A 17,577-nucleotide genomic window follows, 5' to 3' on the forward strand; every position below is an offset into this window, starting at 1 on the left:
CGAGAACATGGGGCGAAGCATGGCGAGGATGAATCTGGCTGAAAGTGGTCGCTGGAGCGGCGAGTGGTGGGTCTCTGGCGAGGACAAGCGCCACCAAGGCACGTTGACGTTCAGCCCGACTGACGGGCCGGTCCTCGTGCTGGTGCAAGGCTGGGAGTACCGCACGTATGCCGAGATTCTTCCTGGTCTCAGCGCCCAGCAGACAACAACCCGAGACTGGCCAGTCGTATACGGCCTCGCCGGGGGAGTCCGCTTCACTCTCCGGAACGTTGCCCTAGTGTCTGGCGAGCCACACTCGGGCGACAAGCTCGGAGAGATGACATACCGAGCCGAAGTCGCTCTCGTCGGAGAGTATGTGTCCGAGGAAGCAGCGGGTTACGTTTCGCGCGCGCGCTTTGAGGTCGAGAACTTGACGCAGTTCGCCTCGTTCAGCGGTATCGCTTCCAACTGGCTCTTGGACGACAACGACCGTCCGACCGGCGGCGGTAGCGTGAGCCTCGACCTGGTTCCACTTGCTGAGTTCCAGACGCGCGAGGGTGTTACCAGAATCCACCGTTGGTATGACCTGCCGTCGGCGAAAGCAACTAGACGCAGCTTCACCGGCCAACTTGCGGAGACGGTGTACCTCGACATCACGCCAGACTCTCCCGTCGCCCTCGGGTACGTGTTCGCATTGGCAACGAAGCTTTGCCAGCTCGTATCCTTGGCATCGTTGGACGCCTGCGGCGTCATCTCGATTCAAGCCGAGGTTCCTCTCGTGGACACCGAGCTGCCCGAGGGACACCCACACGAGAGCAGTCCCGCAATCGTGGATGTACTCTTCCGCCCGGTCACGATTCCCAGGCCGGATGCCCTCGCCGTGCCAGTACACGACTATGTGTTTACCGCTGCACGAGTTGCGCCGGAAATCTTCCTACCCGCTTGGTTCGACTTGGTGGCGGAGCAGGAACCGGCCGTCGGACTGTTGACCGATGTGTTCGCAGGTTCGACGAGCCGCATCGCCGACCGCGTGCTTGCTGCTGTCTCCGCAGCGGAATCCTTCCATCGCGGGACCAACCCTGAGCCGCCCATCTCGGATGAGGAGCACGAGAGGCTGTTGGCTATCGTCGAAGCCGCTGTTCCGGATGAGCACAAAGACTCTGTGGGGGCCAAGCTCTCTGACAATCGGCACACGTTGCGCCAGCGTCTTCGGGCACTATTCCGTGGACTACCGGAAGAGCTTCAGAAGGCCTTGCGCATCAAGGAGTCGGTGTGGCTTGAAGAAGCAACGAGCGCGCGGAACAAGGTGGCGCATTCCGGAACGGCAGGAAGCGCCGAAATCGAAGCCCTTGATGCAGTCGCCGAAGTCACCGCGGTCATCGTTCTGCTGCACGTCCTGCGCGCCCTGGGCGTGTCCGACGCCGACTGCCTGACGCTGTTCCACGAGAACAAAAGGTTCCGTCGGGCGGCGCAGAGTGCGCGCAAACACCTCGTCTAAGCGGGCGCTGGTTAGAGTAGGAGCGATAGCCTGATGACGTAACGACGGACCCAATACTTGCAGCCGTAGTCCTCAGCGACATCGAGTCGGTAGACGAGCTGCGTGGGTTCGCAAGCCTCTCTCGTGATGAGCGCTAACGCGGGCTGACGCCTTCGAACATTCGGCGAAGTTCGTCGTGCGACAGGACGAGCGGCTCGTCTGGGCCGAGAACCGAGTCCTTCGCTCCGGGTAGCAGGGGTGCGTACAACCCTCTGGCGATACGCTTCAAAGCAGGACGATGCTCGACAAGCAACGCTTCTACGTGCTCGAAAGCGCGCTTCTGTATCGGCTCCGATTCATCTTCCGGTATTCCGCTTGGACGACCAATGCCGAACAGCCATTGGTCCAAGTCGCCCTTCAGTCCGCTCGCCAGGTTGTCTCCGAGCAGCATCGACTCCGAACGCGAGCCAGCCGCGAAGTAGGCAAGTGCATCTTCCTCCCGCCCGGGCACCCAGGTATCCGGAAGTCCGTGCATCTGGACGCCACCGGCAACCACGATTCCTGCATCTGCAAGCTTGGCGCGCGCAATGTGCTCACGGGGAATCTTCACTTCGATGAACTCAAACCCTAGGACCAAAGCCGCTGTGGCATGACCCGCCTCGTGTGCTGCGGCATGTGCGAGCCAAGCGTGCTTTCCACAGCTATCCGTCTTGAGGAACATGCGGCTCAACTTACCGTCTGAGGTCACGGCTACGCTGCCCCTCATGACCGCCCAGACCCTCGTCCTCCGGCCCGCCAGCGACGCTCTGGAGGCCGTGGAGCTATCGTCCGACGCCGGAGGGGACGGGACACATCTTCAGGCGCTCTACGCGGCGCTGGACGTTCGACTCGTCGATGTCATCCGGCTCTCCGACGACATCGACGCGTGGCTTGACGACGAGGGCCGCGTGAACGGTTCCGAGCCGAACAGTCTGGCGACGGCAGTATTTCGCGCGTTCGGGTGGCACCTCAACCACGGTGACGACACCCGAGGCGCGGTGCTGTTCGCCGGTCATGACGGTGAAGGCGGCATGTGCTCGCTCAGCGCCCGTCAGGATGCCATCCTGCGCGACGCTTTCGCCCAGGCGCTCCGTATGTGAGCGGACTGCTCGCCGAGGTCGTGCATGCGACCCTCTGAGCGCTGCGCCTCGACACCCGAGCGGGGCGACCTGGCGGTCGAGAAGTCTGACGGTATCTTCGGGTCATGGGAACACCTGGCCCCGCAGCGAAGCGCCACCACTACGTCCCGCAGTTTCACCTGCGTGGCTTCGCTGACGGCGAGACCATCACAACTGTCGAGCTGCCTGGGGACCGTTCCTACAATCAGCCGGTGCGGAAGGCAGCCGCCGAGAACCACCTGTACTCGCTGCCTGGTCACCCCGACGGTGCGGATGTGTTCGAGAAGGCGCTCTCGCAACTCGAAGGCGAAGTCGCGGGTATCTTCGCGGATATCGCCTCAGGCACGTGGCCGCTCGATGAGGAATCGCGCGGCAGCCTTGCGTACTACGTTGCTCTTCAGATGGCCCGTGGGCCGGAACAGCGGCGGAACTCGGAGAATCTCGCGAGGCAGGCCACCCGCATGGAAATCGGGTACGGGGGCCGCGCTGGGGTGAAGGGGTGGGCCAAGATAAATCTGGGCCTCGACGTGGACGACGAAACGGCCGCGAGGCTGTGGGACGAAGGGATGCGCCCTGAAGGCCCGCGCATCAAGATTTCAACAGCCGCGCACATCGAGCAGACGCTCGAAATCGCCGAGACGCTGTTCAAGTACATGAGTGGTCGCCCCTGGTCTCTGGTCCGCTTCGACCAGCGGTCGCTCATCCTCTCGGATGTGCCTGTCGGACTGGTGCGCCAGCCGGATGATGAGGACTCGTGGATGGGCGTCGGTGTGATGACAGCGTGGGGAATCACCTTTCCGCTGACGCGCAAACTTGGGCTTCTCATGAACGACCCCAACCTGATGATGGACAACGACATCCCGGTGGAGAAGGTGAGGGCCGGGGAGTTCGACATTGCGCAGGCCGGAACGACCGCGATGGAGCGCATTTTCAACGAGCACACGGCCGTTAGCGCCAGCCTGAGGCTGTTTCACCACCCAGAGGATGCGCGCTTCGTGCCGAGCGGTCTGCCGGACCCTTCGCCGGTTACGATGTCGCTCCAGGGCACGCCGAAGGAATACACAGGCGAGCCATACATCCTGCCGCACATCCCGAAGCGCAACGTGATTGACGCTAGCTCGGGTGAGGAAGACTGACTCACCGCGTCACGCGTTGGTGGGCTGGAGGCTCCGTTCGAACGCTTCAACGGCATCGTCGCACACACGATTCACGGTCTGCGAGAACTGGAGGAGGGTGACGTGCTCTAGGTGCGCATCCGATTCTGGAACCCTCGATGTCGCCAGATGCCGCAGCATCATGAACGAGAAGTGGGAAAGGTCGCTGAGGAACTTCCAGGTGATGAACTCAACACTCTCCGAGCCATACTCCGCCTGCACTGGTGTGCTCGTGAACGTCTTCTTTAGAGCTTGGGATGCGTCGAGACCCACCGCCTCCGCGAGCTGCCGAAAATGCTCCTCAGACTCGCGCTTCTGCTCTTCCATGTGCGCGGTGAGCTTCTCTGAGTCCCCGGCGGCTTCCGGCACTCCGGATACCGCGACACCCAGCAGCCGGTTGTTCTCCGTGTAGAAGACGTTCTCACTGACGAGAGTGCGGAAGATGCGCGTCAGCCGTTCCGGGCGGCCCTCTGGAGACTGCAACCACAGGAGCGCGGCGGTGTCTTCCAACGCCGCGCGCATCAGCGGATACATGACCGTGCTGTCGATGAAGAACTCGCCGGGCCTCGTCGTGAAGACGAGGCGACGTAGGGCGCGGAGCATGCGGGCAGCGTTCCGCGCACGTTCCTGCATGTACCGCGTGACCGCCAGCGACTTCTCGCCGACCGTGACTGCCGCATTGTCCGCCACGAGACGGGAATCGGAAGAGGGCGCACTGTCGGCAAGAGCCTGAAGCCGTTCGGCTTTCTCGCCCCACGCCCCGCAGACTGCCCACAACTCCTCAGCCGTCTCAGCTTGTGAGATGTGCGCGTTCATCGACAGCGCCGCTTCATCGCTCATGCCATCGATGCTACTGGGGGCAATAGTGTCGAGTAGTGGCAGAACCTGATGACCTCGTAGACCCGACTGGCGCGCTCAACCGACGCAACCTCGACTATCTGCGAAGCGCTTTCGACCGAGCGAGCGATGCGACGCGACTTCCTGCGTTCGATTGGGAATCCCAGTGGTTCGCTGGCCAATACGCCTGCGGCGGTGAACTCGCCCCCGGCTACCCGGCAGACGAGGCGACCCACCTCGACTGGAGGCCTACTTCCGGGAGGGCTGAGCTTCAACAGCTCCGACTGCGGAATCTCCAGCTCGGCTGCTTTCGCGGGGGACATGGAGAAGTACTTGTTGTTCCCGGTGACCATGCCCAAGGTCGTATCGCCCCAAGTTTCGAGGGGCCTGAAGTCGCCGCTGGCCAGCAGCCCGCTGTAGACGTTCAGTGCGTCAGCCGAGAGTAGCGAAGGTGTCCACTTCTCGGACGGGTCCGACGGCGTCCAGGTTGTCGCAGAGAGCGTCTCCGACAGGGCTGCCGCGTTCTGTGCCTGGTAGATGGATGCGTGCTTCGCGCTACCCGTTTCGTAGCCATCGGCCAGCAGAAGGACGACTTCTTCCTGCACCTCCGGGAACACGCGTTCTGTGAACATGACGAGGTCTACGTGAGCGAAGCGGTCGAACAGGAACCGTCGAACCTCGGCGGCGTAGTTCACACTGAGCAGCTCGGCCGGAACAACGAGGGCGAGTCGTCCGCCCTTGCGCAACATCAGCGCCGAATGAACCGTGAACGCGGCCCATGACGAAGCGAGGCCGCTCATGTTCACGCCCGCCTGGAGCGCTGCCGCGCGGCTACGAGTTCGAGCTTCGCCGGAGAAGTCCTGGAACCGGATGTAGGGAGGATTGCCAATGACCGCCGTATATTTCGGCTCGGGTTCCACCAGGAAGAAGTCGCTCGTGATGATGTTCGGGTCGCCGCCCGCAGCGCGCACGAGACGGTCGGCTTCGGCCGCGCTGGCATCGTGAATCTCGACGCCATCGACGCGAGGAGGCACCGCGAAACCGCTGGTTGCTGCCTGAAGCTCCGTGAGACGGCGAACGGCTTGCGTCAGGAAGGCCGCTTCACCGCAGGAGGGTTCGAGGACGAGGTCGTCCGCTGTTCGGACCGCCCAGTTCGTTGTGAACTCTGCGATTGCATCGGGCGTGAAGAACGCACCGCCGCCTTGCGGAGCGTCGCTGTGTCGGGGACGACGGCAAGGTTCGGACGCATGTTCCCATTCTGGAGGTAGCCACCGACTCTGATGACCAACGACGCGCACGCAGGAAGCGCTACGGCATCATGATGACATGCACTTCGACTCTGTCTCGCCGACCCAAGACGCGATGTGCCTGGTGCACATTGGGGACGTTCACTTGCTTCAGCGCGTGTCGCCGTTCGCAGAGGACGGCGAATGCACGATATGCACGACAGATGACCTAGACCCGAGTGGTCAAGTGGTGAACCTGGAGCGCCTGGCTCGCGTTGTGGAGGAAGTAGCTCAGGAGAGCTATGACCACGAGGGCTGGATTTCCGATGGCGCGCAGATTCTGGAGCCGCTCACCACGGAGGAAGTGGTCATGGCACTTCTCGAAGACGCTATCGAGCCGGAAGCGCTCGACCTTGCCGTCGCGCTCACCGCCTCCCTCATCAACGAAGAACTCGACTGGTTCGAGCCGTTCGGCATGGATAGGGAGGACGGAATCGAGATTGAGTGGGACTTTTTCGAGCAGCGAGTAAAGCACGAGACGCGCCTTCTGCTCCGACCTCGGGATGGCGGTCGCGCGGCGTCAGCAGCAGAGAAGAACTACGCATTCATTGAGTCCTTGCTGTTTCTCTCGGAGGAGCGCGCCGGACTGATTAGAGAGCTTCCACGAGGAACGAAGTTGTATCGGGCGCGGTCCGAGCGCGACGCAATCGAGTTCGAGCGCACTGCGCGGGAGCGTCCGGCGCGAGAGCTTGGCCCAGCGCCGAGCGAGCGTGCGAGCGCGGGGCGCATGAACGCGCAGGGCGTGCCGATGTTCTATGTGGCGCTCGATGCAGAGACAGCATGCGCGGAGGTCGCGTCGCACAGTCCGTACGACGAAGCCGTCGTCGGGCGCTTCATCGTGCAACAGAAGCTGCGGGTGCTGGACCTCACGACGGTTCCGGAGCCACGCAGCATGTTCGACGAAACGCCTCCGGATGACATCGATGAGCGTCTGAACTCGTTGAGCGTCTACCGCGACCGCATCACGAGGCCCGTTATTCTTGACGGTAGTCACCCGGTGGACTACGCGCCCACCCAGGTGATTACGGACGCTTTCCGCTACTGGCCGGAGCAGCCGCTTGACGGCATCATGTATCCCTCGCGTGTGCGAGACGGTGGCAAGAACCTTGTCTTGTTCTACGGCGACCGTATGTGGTTCGAGTCACCTGAGGAGAAGTCTTCACGATTCGAAGGCTTCATTCGGCTGACCGACCACAACCGGAAGACATCGCTGTTTCACATCGACCCGAAGACCGTTCGCAGATACCGGGTGAAGCGAGACATCAGCGTCCAGAGGGCTTGGCCCTACGACGGGTGAGGGGCCGCAGCAGACGCTCACACGCACTCGGTATAGCGACTCGTATAGCGACTAACTGAGGTCCGTAGCTCAGAACCGGGCACGATAGTTGTCGTCGCGGGGATAAAACCCCACGACGGTGACCTCCCGCTGGGGTCACAACAAGCGAAAGCCCTCGGTTCTCCGAGGGCTTTCGTCGTCTCCGCATCCATCATGTGGATCCGACGGCTGTGCGCAGCGACATGCTCCGGAACGCGGGGTTGGCCAACGGCGCCACCATCGATGCCGTCATCGCTCCACCGAAGAGGGCGAAGGGAACCCAGAGCGCGGTGGTCGACGCGAGCAGACCGAACGCGGCCATCGCGAGCGGCATCAGGCAGTCGTCGCCCAACCGGGTGATGGAGCTCATGCGGCCGAGGTACGCGGTGTCGACGGTTGCCGAGAACGTGGCGCTGAGCAGCACCGATGCGTAGCCGGCGGTCGCACCGATGACGAAGGCAGCGACTCCGACACTCCACGCGGGACCCCAGCCGAGTGCGACGATGGCCAATCCCTGCAGCATCAGAGCACGGAATCCCGCGCGTGCCTCGCGCCGAGGCCGCCACCTGGCGACGGACACGGCGCCGATCGCCGCGCCGAGTCCCAACAGAGCTTCGAACAGCCCTACAGCCGGCGCGCCCCAGCCTTCGTCGTGTGCTCGGAGCGCGAGGCCGATCCCGACGGCCGGACCGACCGCGAGGTTGAGCCCCGAGAGGGCGACGACGAGCGTGCGGGTGGTCGGATGTGCGCCGAGGTGGGCGAATCCACCCGCGATGTCGCGAAGAGCGGACTGTCGGTCTGCCCGTGCGAGCAGGAACCGCGGTCTGAGCCAGATGGCGATGAACGCGATGACGACGGTGAAAGTCACCGCGTTCACCGCCGCGCTTCCGACGAGGCCCGCGGACGCGACGATCACACCGCCGACGGCCGCGCCGGCCATCGTTCCGAGTCGCGATGCGGTCTGCGAGAGAGCGCCGTAGGACGGCAGGTCAGCGGCTCGCACGAGCTGGCGGGCGACGGTGCCCGCCGAGGGCTCGTAGAAGGCGTCGCAGACGCCGAATGCGATGGCGGCGAGGAGGAGCACACCCACGGTGGGCGGCGCGGAGAGCACCCAGAGCGCCACCGTCACGAGAACGCCCACCCGGACGGCGTTGAACAGCATCATCACTCGGCGCGCGTCCGCGCGGTCGGCGATCATGCCGCCGAACAGCAGGACGACCGCACGAGGCAGAGTGCCGGCGGCGACGATGAGTCCTGCGACCGCAGGCGAGGCCGTCTGCACGGCGGTCCACGCCAGCGCGATCGTCCACAGGGCGTCGCCCGCGTCCGAGAGCGCCTTGACGAGGATCCACGCATGCACTCGATGGTCTCGTCGCAACGCCGGCGGCTCGACGAGCTGCACAGGGTCTGCGGCGGTCATGGTGTCGTCGGGAAGGCGTGCGCGAAGAAGAAGATCGGTGTCCGCTGCTGCCCGTCTTCGAGATCGACCGAGTCGCGCCAGTCCTTCAGCGTCGCCGACAGCCTCGAGCTGAGGTCGCGCAGCTCGTCCGGCGTCGCCCAGGCCGTGGTCTCGGTGTTCGAGGCGTCATAGCCGGCGACGGCCGGATCATCGTGCCGGCGCTGCCAGCGTTGGAGGCGCTCGATCTGCATCCGGATGCTCTGCCGTTGCGCTTCGCGCGCCAGAAGCGCGTCGGCGGGGGAGTCCGCGAAGTCTTCCGCCGACCAGGTCAGGCCGCGACGGGCGATCTTCCACCAGCTCGTGCGCCGGTCGCCCGACGGGTCCTCGGCGCGCTCGACGAGGCCCGCCCGCTCCAGCATGCGCAGATGATGGCTGATGCTGCCGACCTGCGCATCGAGCGACCGGGCGAGTGCCGTCACCTGCGATGTGCCGTACAGCAGCAGGTAGTCGTAGATGCGTCGGCGCAGCGGGTGGTGCACGGCGGTGACGACCGAGATGTCTTCCATGAACGTCACGTTAGAACCGGTTCCCGATTCTCACAAGAGTTCTTGTATACCCCGGAAATCCGAGATCTAACGGGTGATCTCAGCTGTCGGTATCCGCCGCGTCGGAGCCTCGACGACCGCGGCGTGCTCGGCGGACGCCCCATATGATCAGCACGACCAGCCCGGCCACGGCGAGCCACGGAAGCAGGAATCCGACAGAGACCACCAGGGCGTTCAGCGAGACCACGAGCCCGTTCCATCCCGCGACGAGCCCATCGGAGAATCCTGCGGGATCGGCCGTCGTCGGCGCGGCGGTGCGGGTCAGCTGCACCGAGAGACTCGACATCGCGACCTGGTCCTCGAGCGAGGCGAGCTGCTGCTCGTACGACTCGAGCTGCGCCTGACGATCGGTCAGCGCCACCTCCGCCTCGATGAGCTCCGCGACGGTGCCGGTCTGGGACATGAGCTCGCTGAGTCGCTGGACGGATGCCCTGGTCGCATCGATGCGGGCTCGCAGATCGATCGCGGTCGAGGTCACATCCTGCTGCGCGATGGAGGAGGAGAGCACCTCGCCGGATTCGGTGAGCTCATCGATGACGGCGGGAAGATCCGCCGACGGCACGCGGATGCTGATCCAGCCGTACTCCGAGTCCGCGGCGACAGGATCGGAGGAGGCGTCCACGGCAGGGGTCCCGCCGATCTCGGTGCTCTCGACGTAGCCGCCATGCGACTCTGCGAGTGTCCCGATGGCGACCGCGGCGTCCGAGACGTCCTTCACCTCCACCGTGGCGTTGGCCGTGGCGATGATCTCACGATCACCCGCTGCGACATCTCCGGCGACCGCACCCGACTCGGCTGACTCGGTCAGAGCCGAGGGCGCGCTCTGGTCGACGGCGCCCGAGCGAGCGTCCTCGACGACAGTCACGCCCCCGCCGTCGGCCGAGCTCGTCGCCGAACCGCCGACCGCGGTGAGGATGGGCGGGGTGATGAGGACGCCGATGACGAACGCCGCGGCGATGCCGGTGCCGGTGAGCCACCGACGACGACGAACGCGACCGCGCTTCTCTGCAGGCGACTGCCGCGGCAGCTCGGCGGCGATGTCCTCGAACACGGCTCTCTCGATGCGCTCCACTGCGGCATCGGTGAGCTCGGGCAGTGGCTCGGTGGAGGTGTCGTTCATGCGTCGCTCGCTTCCTTCACGGCACCACGCAGTCGGGTGCGGACTCGGGAGAGACGGTTCCGGACGATGGCGTGGCTCACGCCGAGCTCCTCGGCCGCAGCCTGGTAGGCGTAGCCTTCCGCGGCGCAGAGGCGGAAGATCGCGCGATCGAGGTCGCTGAGGGTGCCGACCTCGGCCGCGATCCGCTCTGCGAGGTCCGCGGTGATCACCTGCTCCTCCACGCTGACCGTCGAGGGGAGGGTCTCATCGACCGCATCCGCGGTGTTGGCCTGGTCGCGTCTGCGCTGGCGCAGGCGGTTCGCGGCCTGGAAGCGGCAGATCGTCGCGAGCCACGGGAGGATGGAGTCTCCCTGCAGCTCGAACCCCGGCAGCTTCCGCCACGCCGTGACGAAGGTCTCCTGAGTCACGTCCTCGGCATCCGCGGCGGCGCCGACGATCCCGTGTGCGATCCAGTAGACCGGGCGGGCGTACGCGCGGTACAGCTCGCGGAAGGCGCTCTCGTCACCTGCCGCGGCCCGCGCCGCCACTCTCTGGTCACTCGTCTGCACTGGCATCCCGATTCCGTTCGGTGTCTCTCACCCAGGAAGTGTCGGTCGACGCCCCATCGTCTCAGATCGGTGCCGGCGGCATCCGCAAGCGTCTTCGACTCCGCTACCATTGCTGAGGCGAGAGGGAGTATCCCGCAAGCGCATCCACCGTCATCACGAGCACCGACATCGCTGCTCCGGTCGTGCGACGCACTCTGTGCGTGGGAGAGACTTTCGGCGTTTTTCCGACCCTCCCGAAAGGTGCTGTACGCCCTTGGAAATCCCTGTCTGGTTCGAGATCACCTCGATGATCGTCCTCACGATCATCCTGATCGGCGACCTGCTTCTGATCCGACTTCGTCCCCACATCCCCTCGACCAAGGAGTCGACCCTGTGGGTGGTGTTCTACGTCGGACTCGCGCTGCTCTTCGCGGTTCTTCTCGGAAACGTCGCAGGCTGGCGAAACGCCGGCGACTTCATCACCGGCTGGGCGCTCGAATACAGCCTCTCGATCGACAACCTCTTCGTCTTCGTGCTGATCATGGCGCAGTTCGCGGTGCCGCGACGCTTGCAGCAGCAGGTGCTGATGGTCGGCATCATCATCGCCCTCGTCCTCCGCGGAGCGTTCATCCTCGTCGGCGTCACGATCGTCGAGCACTTCTCGCCGATCTTCTACATCTTCGGTGCCTTCCTCATCTACACCGCGATCAAGCAGGCGATGCCCGAGGGCGAGCACGAAGACGATGTGAAGAAGGAGAACTTCATCGTGCGCCTGCTGCGGCGCCGCATCGACATCAGCGAGGAGTACGACGGCTCGAAGCTGCGCACGACCGTCGACGGCAAGCGCATGTGGACGCCGATGGTCATCGTGTTCATCACGATCGGCGTCACCGACCTGATCTTCGCGATCGACTCGATCCCGGCCATCTTCGAGATCACCACCAACGGGTTCCTCGTCTTCGCCGCGAACATCTTCGCGCTCATGGGCCTGCGCCAGCTCTACTTCCTGCTCGGCGATCTGCTCGATCGTCTGCGCTACCTCCACTACGGGATCGCGGTCATCCTCGGATTCATCGGCATCAAGCTGATCCTTCATGCGCTTCACGAGAACGAGCTGCCGTTCATCAACGGCGGTCAGCATGTCGAGTGGGTTCCCGACATCGACAACATGGTGTCGCTGGGCGTCATCGTCGTGGCGATGACCGTGGCCACCGTCGCCAGCCTCATCGCCTCGTCTCGGGAGAAGCGGGCGCAGCGGGTCAGCCCGACGGTCGAGTGAGACGGTCGCTCTCCGCGGCGCCCGCGATTCCCGCGACGAGCAGGAGACGTGTCACTCCGCCGTCCAGAGCGCCTCGGCGTCGAGCGTGAGATCGATCACCTGACGCAGCAGAGCGCCCACCGTGGTGGACTGCAGCAGCGTGTACTGGTCGTATTCGCCCAGCGGCGCGATGGCGGCGAGCTGCCAGGCGGCCGCGAGCGGTTCGTCGGACAGCTCGGTGTCGGCGTCCCAAGGCGAGTCGGTGCGTGCCAGCACCCGGCGCACGATCGCCTCGGCTTCGGTGCGCAGGGGTGTGAGGGCGTCGTTCCAGGTCAGCTCGGGCAGCGGGGTCACCTCTGCGCGCGGGTAAGGAGCTTCGTCCAGCCACTGGTCGACGGTGAAGCGTGCCGTGCCGACCGCCAGGGTGTGCAGCACCTGGGCATCCGCCGCCACGCTCACCAGGCGCGCCATCGTGCCGAATCCACTGCGGCGGTCGCCACCGCCGACCTCATGTCCGCGCTCGATGAGCACGACGCCGAACTGAGGGTCGTCCTCGTCGAGCAGCTGCCCGATCATGGTGAGGTACCGCGGCTCGAACACGCGGAGCGGGAGCGGGGTGTACGGGAAGAGCACCGACCCCAGCGGGAACATCGGTATTTCTGACATGGCCCCAGTCAACACCGTGCGACGTACAGTGAACAGATGCGCAGACCCCGCCCTCTCGTGCCCTCGCCCGGTCAGGAATCCGTCTGGGACTATCCTCGACCGCCGAAGGTCGAGCCCGTGGCTGCGCGCATCACCGTTCGCCTCGGCGGCCAGCTCATCGCCGACACGCGCGACGCGGTGCGAGTCCTCGAGACGAGCCATCCTCCCGTGTACTACCTGCCGATCGCCGACTTCACGGCGGGCTCGCTCTCTGACGCGCCGGGCTCCTCGTTCTGCGAGTTCAAGGGAGCCGCACGCTACCTCGACGTGCGAGGTGGAGCGCAGACGGCGGCCGGGGCCGCCTGGAACTACCCGAATCCCTCTCGAGGTTTCGAGATGCTGGCAGACCGGGTCGCCGTCTATGCGGGTCCGATGGACGAGTGCACGGTGGGGGACGAGGTCGTCACACCGCAGCCGGGCGGGTTCTACGGCGGGTGGGTCACGTCGACGGTCGTCGGCCCCTTCAAGGGTGCACCCGGCACCCTGGGCTGGTGACCCTGCTCGCCTACGCGTCAGAACGCGCGGAGGTTCGCCTGCAGCCCTCCGTCGACGTAGTCCCGGCGAAGGATGCCCCGGCGTCGAAGAACGGGCACGAGTTCATCCAGCGTCCGATGCAGCGTGACGGGGTGGAAGTCGCCCCACAGCAGGACGCCGTCGTTGCCCCACTCGCCGAGCTCTTCGATCAGATCTGCGAACTCCTCGGCAGTGCCGACGAAACCCGAGCGATCGGAGATGCGGCCCGTCCGAGCGAGCGCGGCGAGATGGGCTCGCAGAGGAGCATCGTCTCCGCGGTCGCCGATCAGGCGCTGGATGCTCCCGCGCGAGACGTGCTCGCCGAAGATCTCGAGGTCGAGTGGTCTGTCGAGATCGAGCGAGGTCAGATCCGTCTCCAGGTCGCTGGACTGCTTGCGTGCGATCTGCACGAGGGTCGCGTCGTCGGGATGCGCGGAGGAGGCGACGATTCGGTCGGCCTCCTCGGCGGATGATGTGATCACCGGCTGGATCGCGAACAGGATCTTGATGTCGTCCGGCGAGCGTCCGGCGGCGATCGCCGCATCGTGGATCTTCGCTCGATAGGCACGCACCGAGGCCTCGTCCAGCGGCGCGAGGGCGAGCTGCACATCGGAGTTGGCGCCGGCGAATCCGAGGCCGCGGCCGGAGCCGCCGGGGGAGACGATCGACGGCTCCCCGTCGGTGAACGGCACGGCGTTCAACGGGCCGTCGAAGTCGAAGTGCGTTCCGCGGTGCTGCACGGAGCGCAGCTTCGATCCGTCGGCGAACACGTCGGTCTCGCGATCGCGGACCAGCGCACCGTCGTCCCAGCTGCGCCAGAGCGAGCGGATGCCGGCGAGCCATTCTTCGGCGCGGTCGTATGCCGCATCGTGCCCGAGCTGTTCCGCGGCGGAGAAATGTCGCGCACTGCCGGTGTCGGTCACCACGTTGAGCCCGAGGCGGTGGCCACTGAGGTGCTGAAGCGTGGAGAACTGCCGAGCCGCGGTATACGGCAGGTACGCCGCCGGGTTCACGGTGGGCACGACCCCGAGATGCCGTGTCGCCTGGAAGAGGTAGGGAGCGAGCAGCAGCGGGTCGTGCTTGGGGCCGCCGAAGGCATGGCGCACGCGGAGGTCGATCGTGTCGGGAGAGCCGAGCGACGGCGCGTCCTCGATGATGAGGAGGTCGAAGCCTGCCTGCTCGAGCGTGCGAGCCGCCTCCTGGTAGATCTCCGGACGGGTCCAGTCGTAGTCCCAGTCCAGCGACGGATAGCCCCACCCCTGCGGGCCGAAGCCGCGTGCCAGGAACCACCCGAAGTGCTGGGGCCGGGTCATGCGATGGCCTCCCGCGCGGGTTCCAGGACTCGGGCCAGATCGCCGAGGAGGTCGGCGACGTCTTCGACGCCGACCGACAGTCGCAGGGTTCCCGGCTGCACTCCGAGGACATCTCGCTCCTCGGGCGTGCGATGCGAGTGGCTGGTGGTCGCGGGGTGCAGCACCAGCGAGCGCACGTCGCCGATGTGGGTCATGTGCGTGAACACGTCGACGCTCTCGACGAAGTCGCGTGCGGCGTCGAGGCCCCCGCGGAGCGTGAAGGTGAAGATCGAGCCGTACCCTCCCGAGAGGTACCTCTCGGCGAGACCGTGGTCGGGATGCGTGTCGAGGCCGACGTAGTCGACGCTCTCGACCGCTTCCTGCGCGGCGAGCCAGCGGGCGATCTCGAGGGCGTTCCGGGACTGCCGCTCGACCCGCAGACCGAGGGTCTCGGCGCCCTGTCCGATCAGGAACGCGTTGAGCGGCGACGGGGACGCGCCGAATCGCGGAGCGACGGACTCGCGCGCGTAGGCGATGCGCGCGTTGCCGCCATGACGCGAAGCCACGCTCGGGAACCCGCCGCGCCCCGGAAGAACGAGATGCGGAGCGTTGTGCCCCGCCTTCGCCGGGTCGAAGCGACCGTCGTCGAGGATCACGCCGCCGAGCACCGACCCGTGACCGGCGAGGAACTTCGAGGCGGAGTGCACCACCATGGCGGCGCCGTGCTCGAGCGGCCGGAGCAGGAACGGCGTCGCGAGGGTGTTGTCGACGATGAGCGGGATGGCGAACTCGTCGGCGACCGCGCTCACCGCGGAGATGTCGAGGATGTCGTTGCGCGCGTTCGCGATGGATTCGCCGAACAGCGCCCGGGTGGTCGGGCGGATCGCACCCCGCCAGGCGCCGGGGTCGGCGATGTCGTCGATGAACGTCGTCTCGATGCCGAGGCGAGCGAGGTTGTCGAGCAGAAGCCCTCGCGTGCCTTCGTAGATGTGCGTCGAGGAGACGATGTGATCGCCCGCTCCGGCGACGGTCAGCAGTGCGGTGACGACCGCGGCCTGACCGCTGGCGACGAGCACGGCCTCTGCGGCGGATTCGAGTGCGGCGAGCTGGCGCTCGACGGCGTGCACCGTCGGATTCCCCGTGCGCGTGTATCCGAACCCCGCGCCGGTGCCGAAGTGGTCGGCGGCGTGGTCGAAGTCGTCGAACTCGAATCCCGCCGTCAGGTAGATCGGCGTCGCCCTCGACGATGCGGGCCCCTGATTCCGGGCCGCGTGGACCGCTCTCGTGGCGAATCCGGTGCTGTCGTCGGTCATGCGGGTGCCTCTCGAAGGTGTGGGTGACAGTAGCGTGTCACGCGGAGACTCCGGGCGCTGAAGCGGTGGTAATCTGACGTCATGCGGATCGTGCTCCTTCTTAGCGGCCGCGACGAGACCTCGTTCTGAGCCCCTCCTCGTCGCGGAGTCCATCGTGGGCCGAACCGCCAGCTTCAGGAGACACGCAATGAACACCCCCGCAGCAGACACTGCTCCCGTCCGTCCCAGGACCCTCGCCGAGAAGGTCTGGGACGACCATCTCGTCGTCAAGGGCGAGAACGGCGAGCCGGACCTCATCTACATCGATCTGCACCTGGTGCATGAGGTGACGAGCCCGCAGGCGTTCGACGGACTGCGATCGGAGGGGCGACCGTTGCGGCGCCTCGACCTGACGATCGCCACCGAGGACCACAACACGCCGACCTGGGACATCGACAAGCCCATCGCCGACCTCACGAGCCGCACGCAGATCGAGACGCTGCGCCGCAACGCCGCGGAGTTCGGCGTGCGTCTGCACTCGCTCGGCGACGCCGAACAGGGCATCGTCCACGTCGTGGGGCCGCAGCTCGGTCTCACCATGCCCGGCATCACGGTGGTCTGCGGCGACTCGCACACATCGACGCACGGCGCGTTCGGCGCCATGGCCTTCGGCATCGGCACGAGCGAGGTCGAGCATGTCATGGCGACGCAGACGTTGCCGCTGAAGCCGTTCAAGACCATGGCGATCAACGTCGAGGGCACGCTGAGGCCCGGCGTCACCGCGAAGGACATCATCCTCGCGGTGATCGCGAAGATCACCACCGGCGGCGGTCAGGGCTACGTCCTGGAGTTCCGCGGCAGCGCGATCCGGGCGTTGTCGATGGAGGGCCGGATGACGATCTGCAACATGTCGATCGAGGCCGGCGCTCGTGCCGGCATGGTCGCGCCCGACGAGACGACCTTCGAGTACCTGAAGGGTCGCCCGCACGCACCGAAGGGGCAGGACTGGGACGACGCCGTCGCGTACTGGCGAACGCTGCCGACGGATGAGGGGGCGACGTTCGACGCCGAGGTCTTCATCGATGCCGATGAGCTCGAGCCGTTCGTGACGTGGGGCACCAACCCCGGTCAGGGCAGCTCGCTGTCGGCGGCGGTTCCCGACCCGGCAGAGATCGCCGATGCCAATGAGCGTGCCGCAGCCGAGCGGGCCCTCGAGTACATGGATCTGACGCCTGGCACGCCTCTCAAGGAGGTGCCGGTCGACGCCGTCTTCATGGGGTCGTGCACGAACAGCCGCATCGAGGATCTCCGCGCGTTCGCGTCGATCGTCGAAGGCAAGAAGAAGGCCGACGGCGTCCGCGTCATGGTCGTTCCCGGCTCTGCCCGGGTGCGGCTGGAGGCGGAGGCCGAAGGGCTCGACAAGATCATCAAGGACTTCGGAGCCGAGTGGCGATTCGCGGGGTGCTCGATGTGCCTCGGGATGAACCCCGATCAGCTCGCGCCGGGGGAGCGCTGCGCGTCGACCTCCAACCGCAACTTCGAGGGCCGGCAGGGCAAGGGTGGACGCACGCACCTGGTGTCGCCGCTCGTCGCCGCCGCGACCGCGATCCGCGGCACGCTGTCGAGTCCGAGCGACCTGAACGAGATGGCGGAGGTCTGAC

17 protein-coding genes are annotated in these 17,577 nt (G+C 65.8%); 7 read left to right on the top strand and 10 right to left on the bottom strand.

Features of this window, described 5'->3' with window-relative positions:
• Positions 1 to 28 precede the first annotated feature (28 nt).
• Entirely contained in the window at positions 29 to 1,477 is a 1,449-nt protein-coding gene (locus BMW26_RS07480; protein WP_157557411.1) for a HEPN domain-containing protein, read from the top strand.
• A 133-nt stretch (positions 1,478 to 1,610) separates the two neighbouring features.
• Here the strand turns inward: BMW26_RS07480 and BMW26_RS07485 are convergent, their stop codons facing one another.
• Positions 1,611 to 2,177, bottom strand: a complete 567-nt coding sequence (locus BMW26_RS07485; protein ID WP_072591180.1) for a hypothetical protein — start codon at positions 2,175 to 2,177, stop codon at positions 1,611 to 1,613.
• 43 nt (positions 2,178 to 2,220) lie between these two features.
• Here BMW26_RS07485 and BMW26_RS07490 point away from each other — a divergent pair, with 43 nt between their 5' ends.
• Positions 2,221 to 2,595, top strand: coding sequence for a DUF3846 domain-containing protein (locus BMW26_RS07490; RefSeq protein ID WP_198032395.1), 375 nt, complete (start codon positions 2,221 to 2,223; stop codon positions 2,593 to 2,595).
• A gap of 104 nt (positions 2,596 to 2,699) precedes the next feature.
• Positions 2,700 to 3,749, top strand: a complete 1,050-nt coding sequence (locus BMW26_RS07495; protein ID WP_072591182.1) for a DUF4238 domain-containing protein — start codon at positions 2,700 to 2,702, stop codon at positions 3,747 to 3,749.
• Positions 3,750 to 3,758: 9 nt separating this feature from the next.
• Here BMW26_RS07495 and BMW26_RS07500 read toward each other — a convergent pair whose 3' ends face one another.
• Both BMW26_RS07500 and BMW26_RS07505 read right to left on the bottom strand, forming a co-directional pair.
• The gene (locus BMW26_RS07500; RefSeq protein WP_072591183.1) at positions 3,759 to 4,607 is read right to left on the bottom strand and encodes a hypothetical protein; all 849 of its coding nucleotides are present in this window, start codon (positions 4,605 to 4,607) and stop codon (positions 3,759 to 3,761) included.
• Positions 4,604 to 5,902, bottom strand: a complete 1,299-nt coding sequence (locus tag BMW26_RS07505) for an N-6 DNA methylase (RefSeq protein WP_072591184.1) — start codon at positions 5,900 to 5,902, stop codon at positions 4,604 to 4,606. Before BMW26_RS07505 ends, BMW26_RS07500 begins: the two co-directional genes overlap by 4 nt.
• Before the next feature lie 28 nt (positions 5,903 to 5,930).
• Between BMW26_RS07505 and BMW26_RS07510 the strand changes: the two genes are divergently transcribed.
• The gene (locus BMW26_RS07510; RefSeq protein ID WP_072591185.1) at positions 5,931 to 7,187 is read left to right on the top strand and encodes an RES domain-containing protein; all 1,257 of its coding nucleotides are present in this window, start codon (positions 5,931 to 5,933) and stop codon (positions 7,185 to 7,187) included.
• A 190-nt stretch (positions 7,188 to 7,377) separates the two neighbouring features.
• On the opposite strand, the gene BMW26_RS07515 is transcribed toward BMW26_RS07510, so the two are convergent.
• From BMW26_RS07515 to BMW26_RS07530, 4 genes are all read right to left on the bottom strand, one after another.
• A complete protein-coding gene (locus tag BMW26_RS07515; protein WP_072591186.1) occupies positions 7,378 to 8,625 on the bottom strand; it encodes an MFS transporter in 1,248 nt (415 codons plus the stop codon).
• A complete protein-coding gene (locus tag BMW26_RS07520) occupies positions 8,622 to 9,170 on the bottom strand; it encodes an ArsR/SmtB family transcription factor (protein ID WP_072591187.1) in 549 nt (182 codons plus the stop codon). Before BMW26_RS07520 ends, BMW26_RS07515 begins: the two co-directional genes overlap by 4 nt.
• A gap of 79 nt (positions 9,171 to 9,249) precedes the next feature.
• Positions 9,250 to 10,329, bottom strand: coding sequence for a DUF4349 domain-containing protein (locus tag BMW26_RS07525; RefSeq protein ID WP_072591188.1), 1,080 nt, complete (start codon positions 10,327 to 10,329; stop codon positions 9,250 to 9,252).
• Complete coding sequence (locus tag BMW26_RS07530) at positions 10,326 to 10,883, bottom strand: RNA polymerase sigma factor (protein ID WP_056278648.1); 558 nt, start codon at positions 10,881 to 10,883, stop codon at positions 10,326 to 10,328. The genes BMW26_RS07525 and BMW26_RS07530 overlap by 4 nt, the downstream gene beginning before the upstream one ends.
• Before the next feature lie 247 nt (positions 10,884 to 11,130).
• On the opposite strand from BMW26_RS07530, the gene BMW26_RS07535 reads away from it, so the two are divergent.
• Positions 11,131 to 12,135: a TerC/Alx family metal homeostasis membrane protein gene (locus tag BMW26_RS07535; protein WP_053095882.1), complete on the top strand. Its 1,005-nt coding sequence runs from the start codon at positions 11,131 to 11,133 to the stop codon at positions 12,133 to 12,135.
• Between the two features lie 51 nt (positions 12,136 to 12,186).
• On the opposite strand, the gene BMW26_RS07540 is transcribed toward BMW26_RS07535, so the two are convergent.
• Entirely contained in the window at positions 12,187 to 12,780 is a 594-nt protein-coding gene (locus tag BMW26_RS07540; protein WP_072591189.1) for an LON peptidase substrate-binding domain-containing protein, read from the bottom strand.
• Positions 12,781 to 12,816: 36 nt separating this feature from the next.
• Here BMW26_RS07540 and BMW26_RS07545 point away from each other — a divergent pair, with 36 nt between their 5' ends.
• Entirely contained in the window at positions 12,817 to 13,314 is a 498-nt protein-coding gene (locus BMW26_RS07545) for a DUF427 domain-containing protein (RefSeq protein ID WP_072591190.1), read from the top strand.
• A 17-nt stretch (positions 13,315 to 13,331) separates the two neighbouring features.
• On the opposite strand, the gene BMW26_RS07550 is transcribed toward BMW26_RS07545, so the two are convergent.
• On the bottom strand, positions 13,332 to 14,645 hold the full coding sequence (locus BMW26_RS07550) for an LLM class flavin-dependent oxidoreductase (protein ID WP_072591191.1): 1,314 nt from the start codon (positions 14,643 to 14,645) through the stop codon (positions 13,332 to 13,334).
• On the bottom strand, positions 14,642 to 15,937 hold the full coding sequence (locus tag BMW26_RS07555) for an O-acetylhomoserine aminocarboxypropyltransferase/cysteine synthase family protein (RefSeq protein ID WP_072591192.1): 1,296 nt from the start codon (positions 15,935 to 15,937) through the stop codon (positions 14,642 to 14,644). Before BMW26_RS07555 ends, BMW26_RS07550 begins: the two co-directional genes overlap by 4 nt.
• A 187-nt stretch (positions 15,938 to 16,124) precedes the next feature.
• Here BMW26_RS07555 and leuC point away from each other — a divergent pair, with 187 nt between their 5' ends.
• The gene (gene leuC / locus BMW26_RS07560; RefSeq protein ID WP_056278653.1) at positions 16,125 to 17,576 is read left to right on the top strand and encodes a 3-isopropylmalate dehydratase large subunit; all 1,452 of its coding nucleotides are present in this window, start codon (positions 16,125 to 16,127) and stop codon (positions 17,574 to 17,576) included.
• Position 17,577 lies beyond the last annotated feature (1 nt).

Origin of the sequence: Microbacterium sp. 1.5R, assembly GCF_001889265.1 — a bacterium.
Classification (GTDB): domain Bacteria; phylum Actinomycetota; class Actinomycetes; order Actinomycetales; family Microbacteriaceae; genus Microbacterium.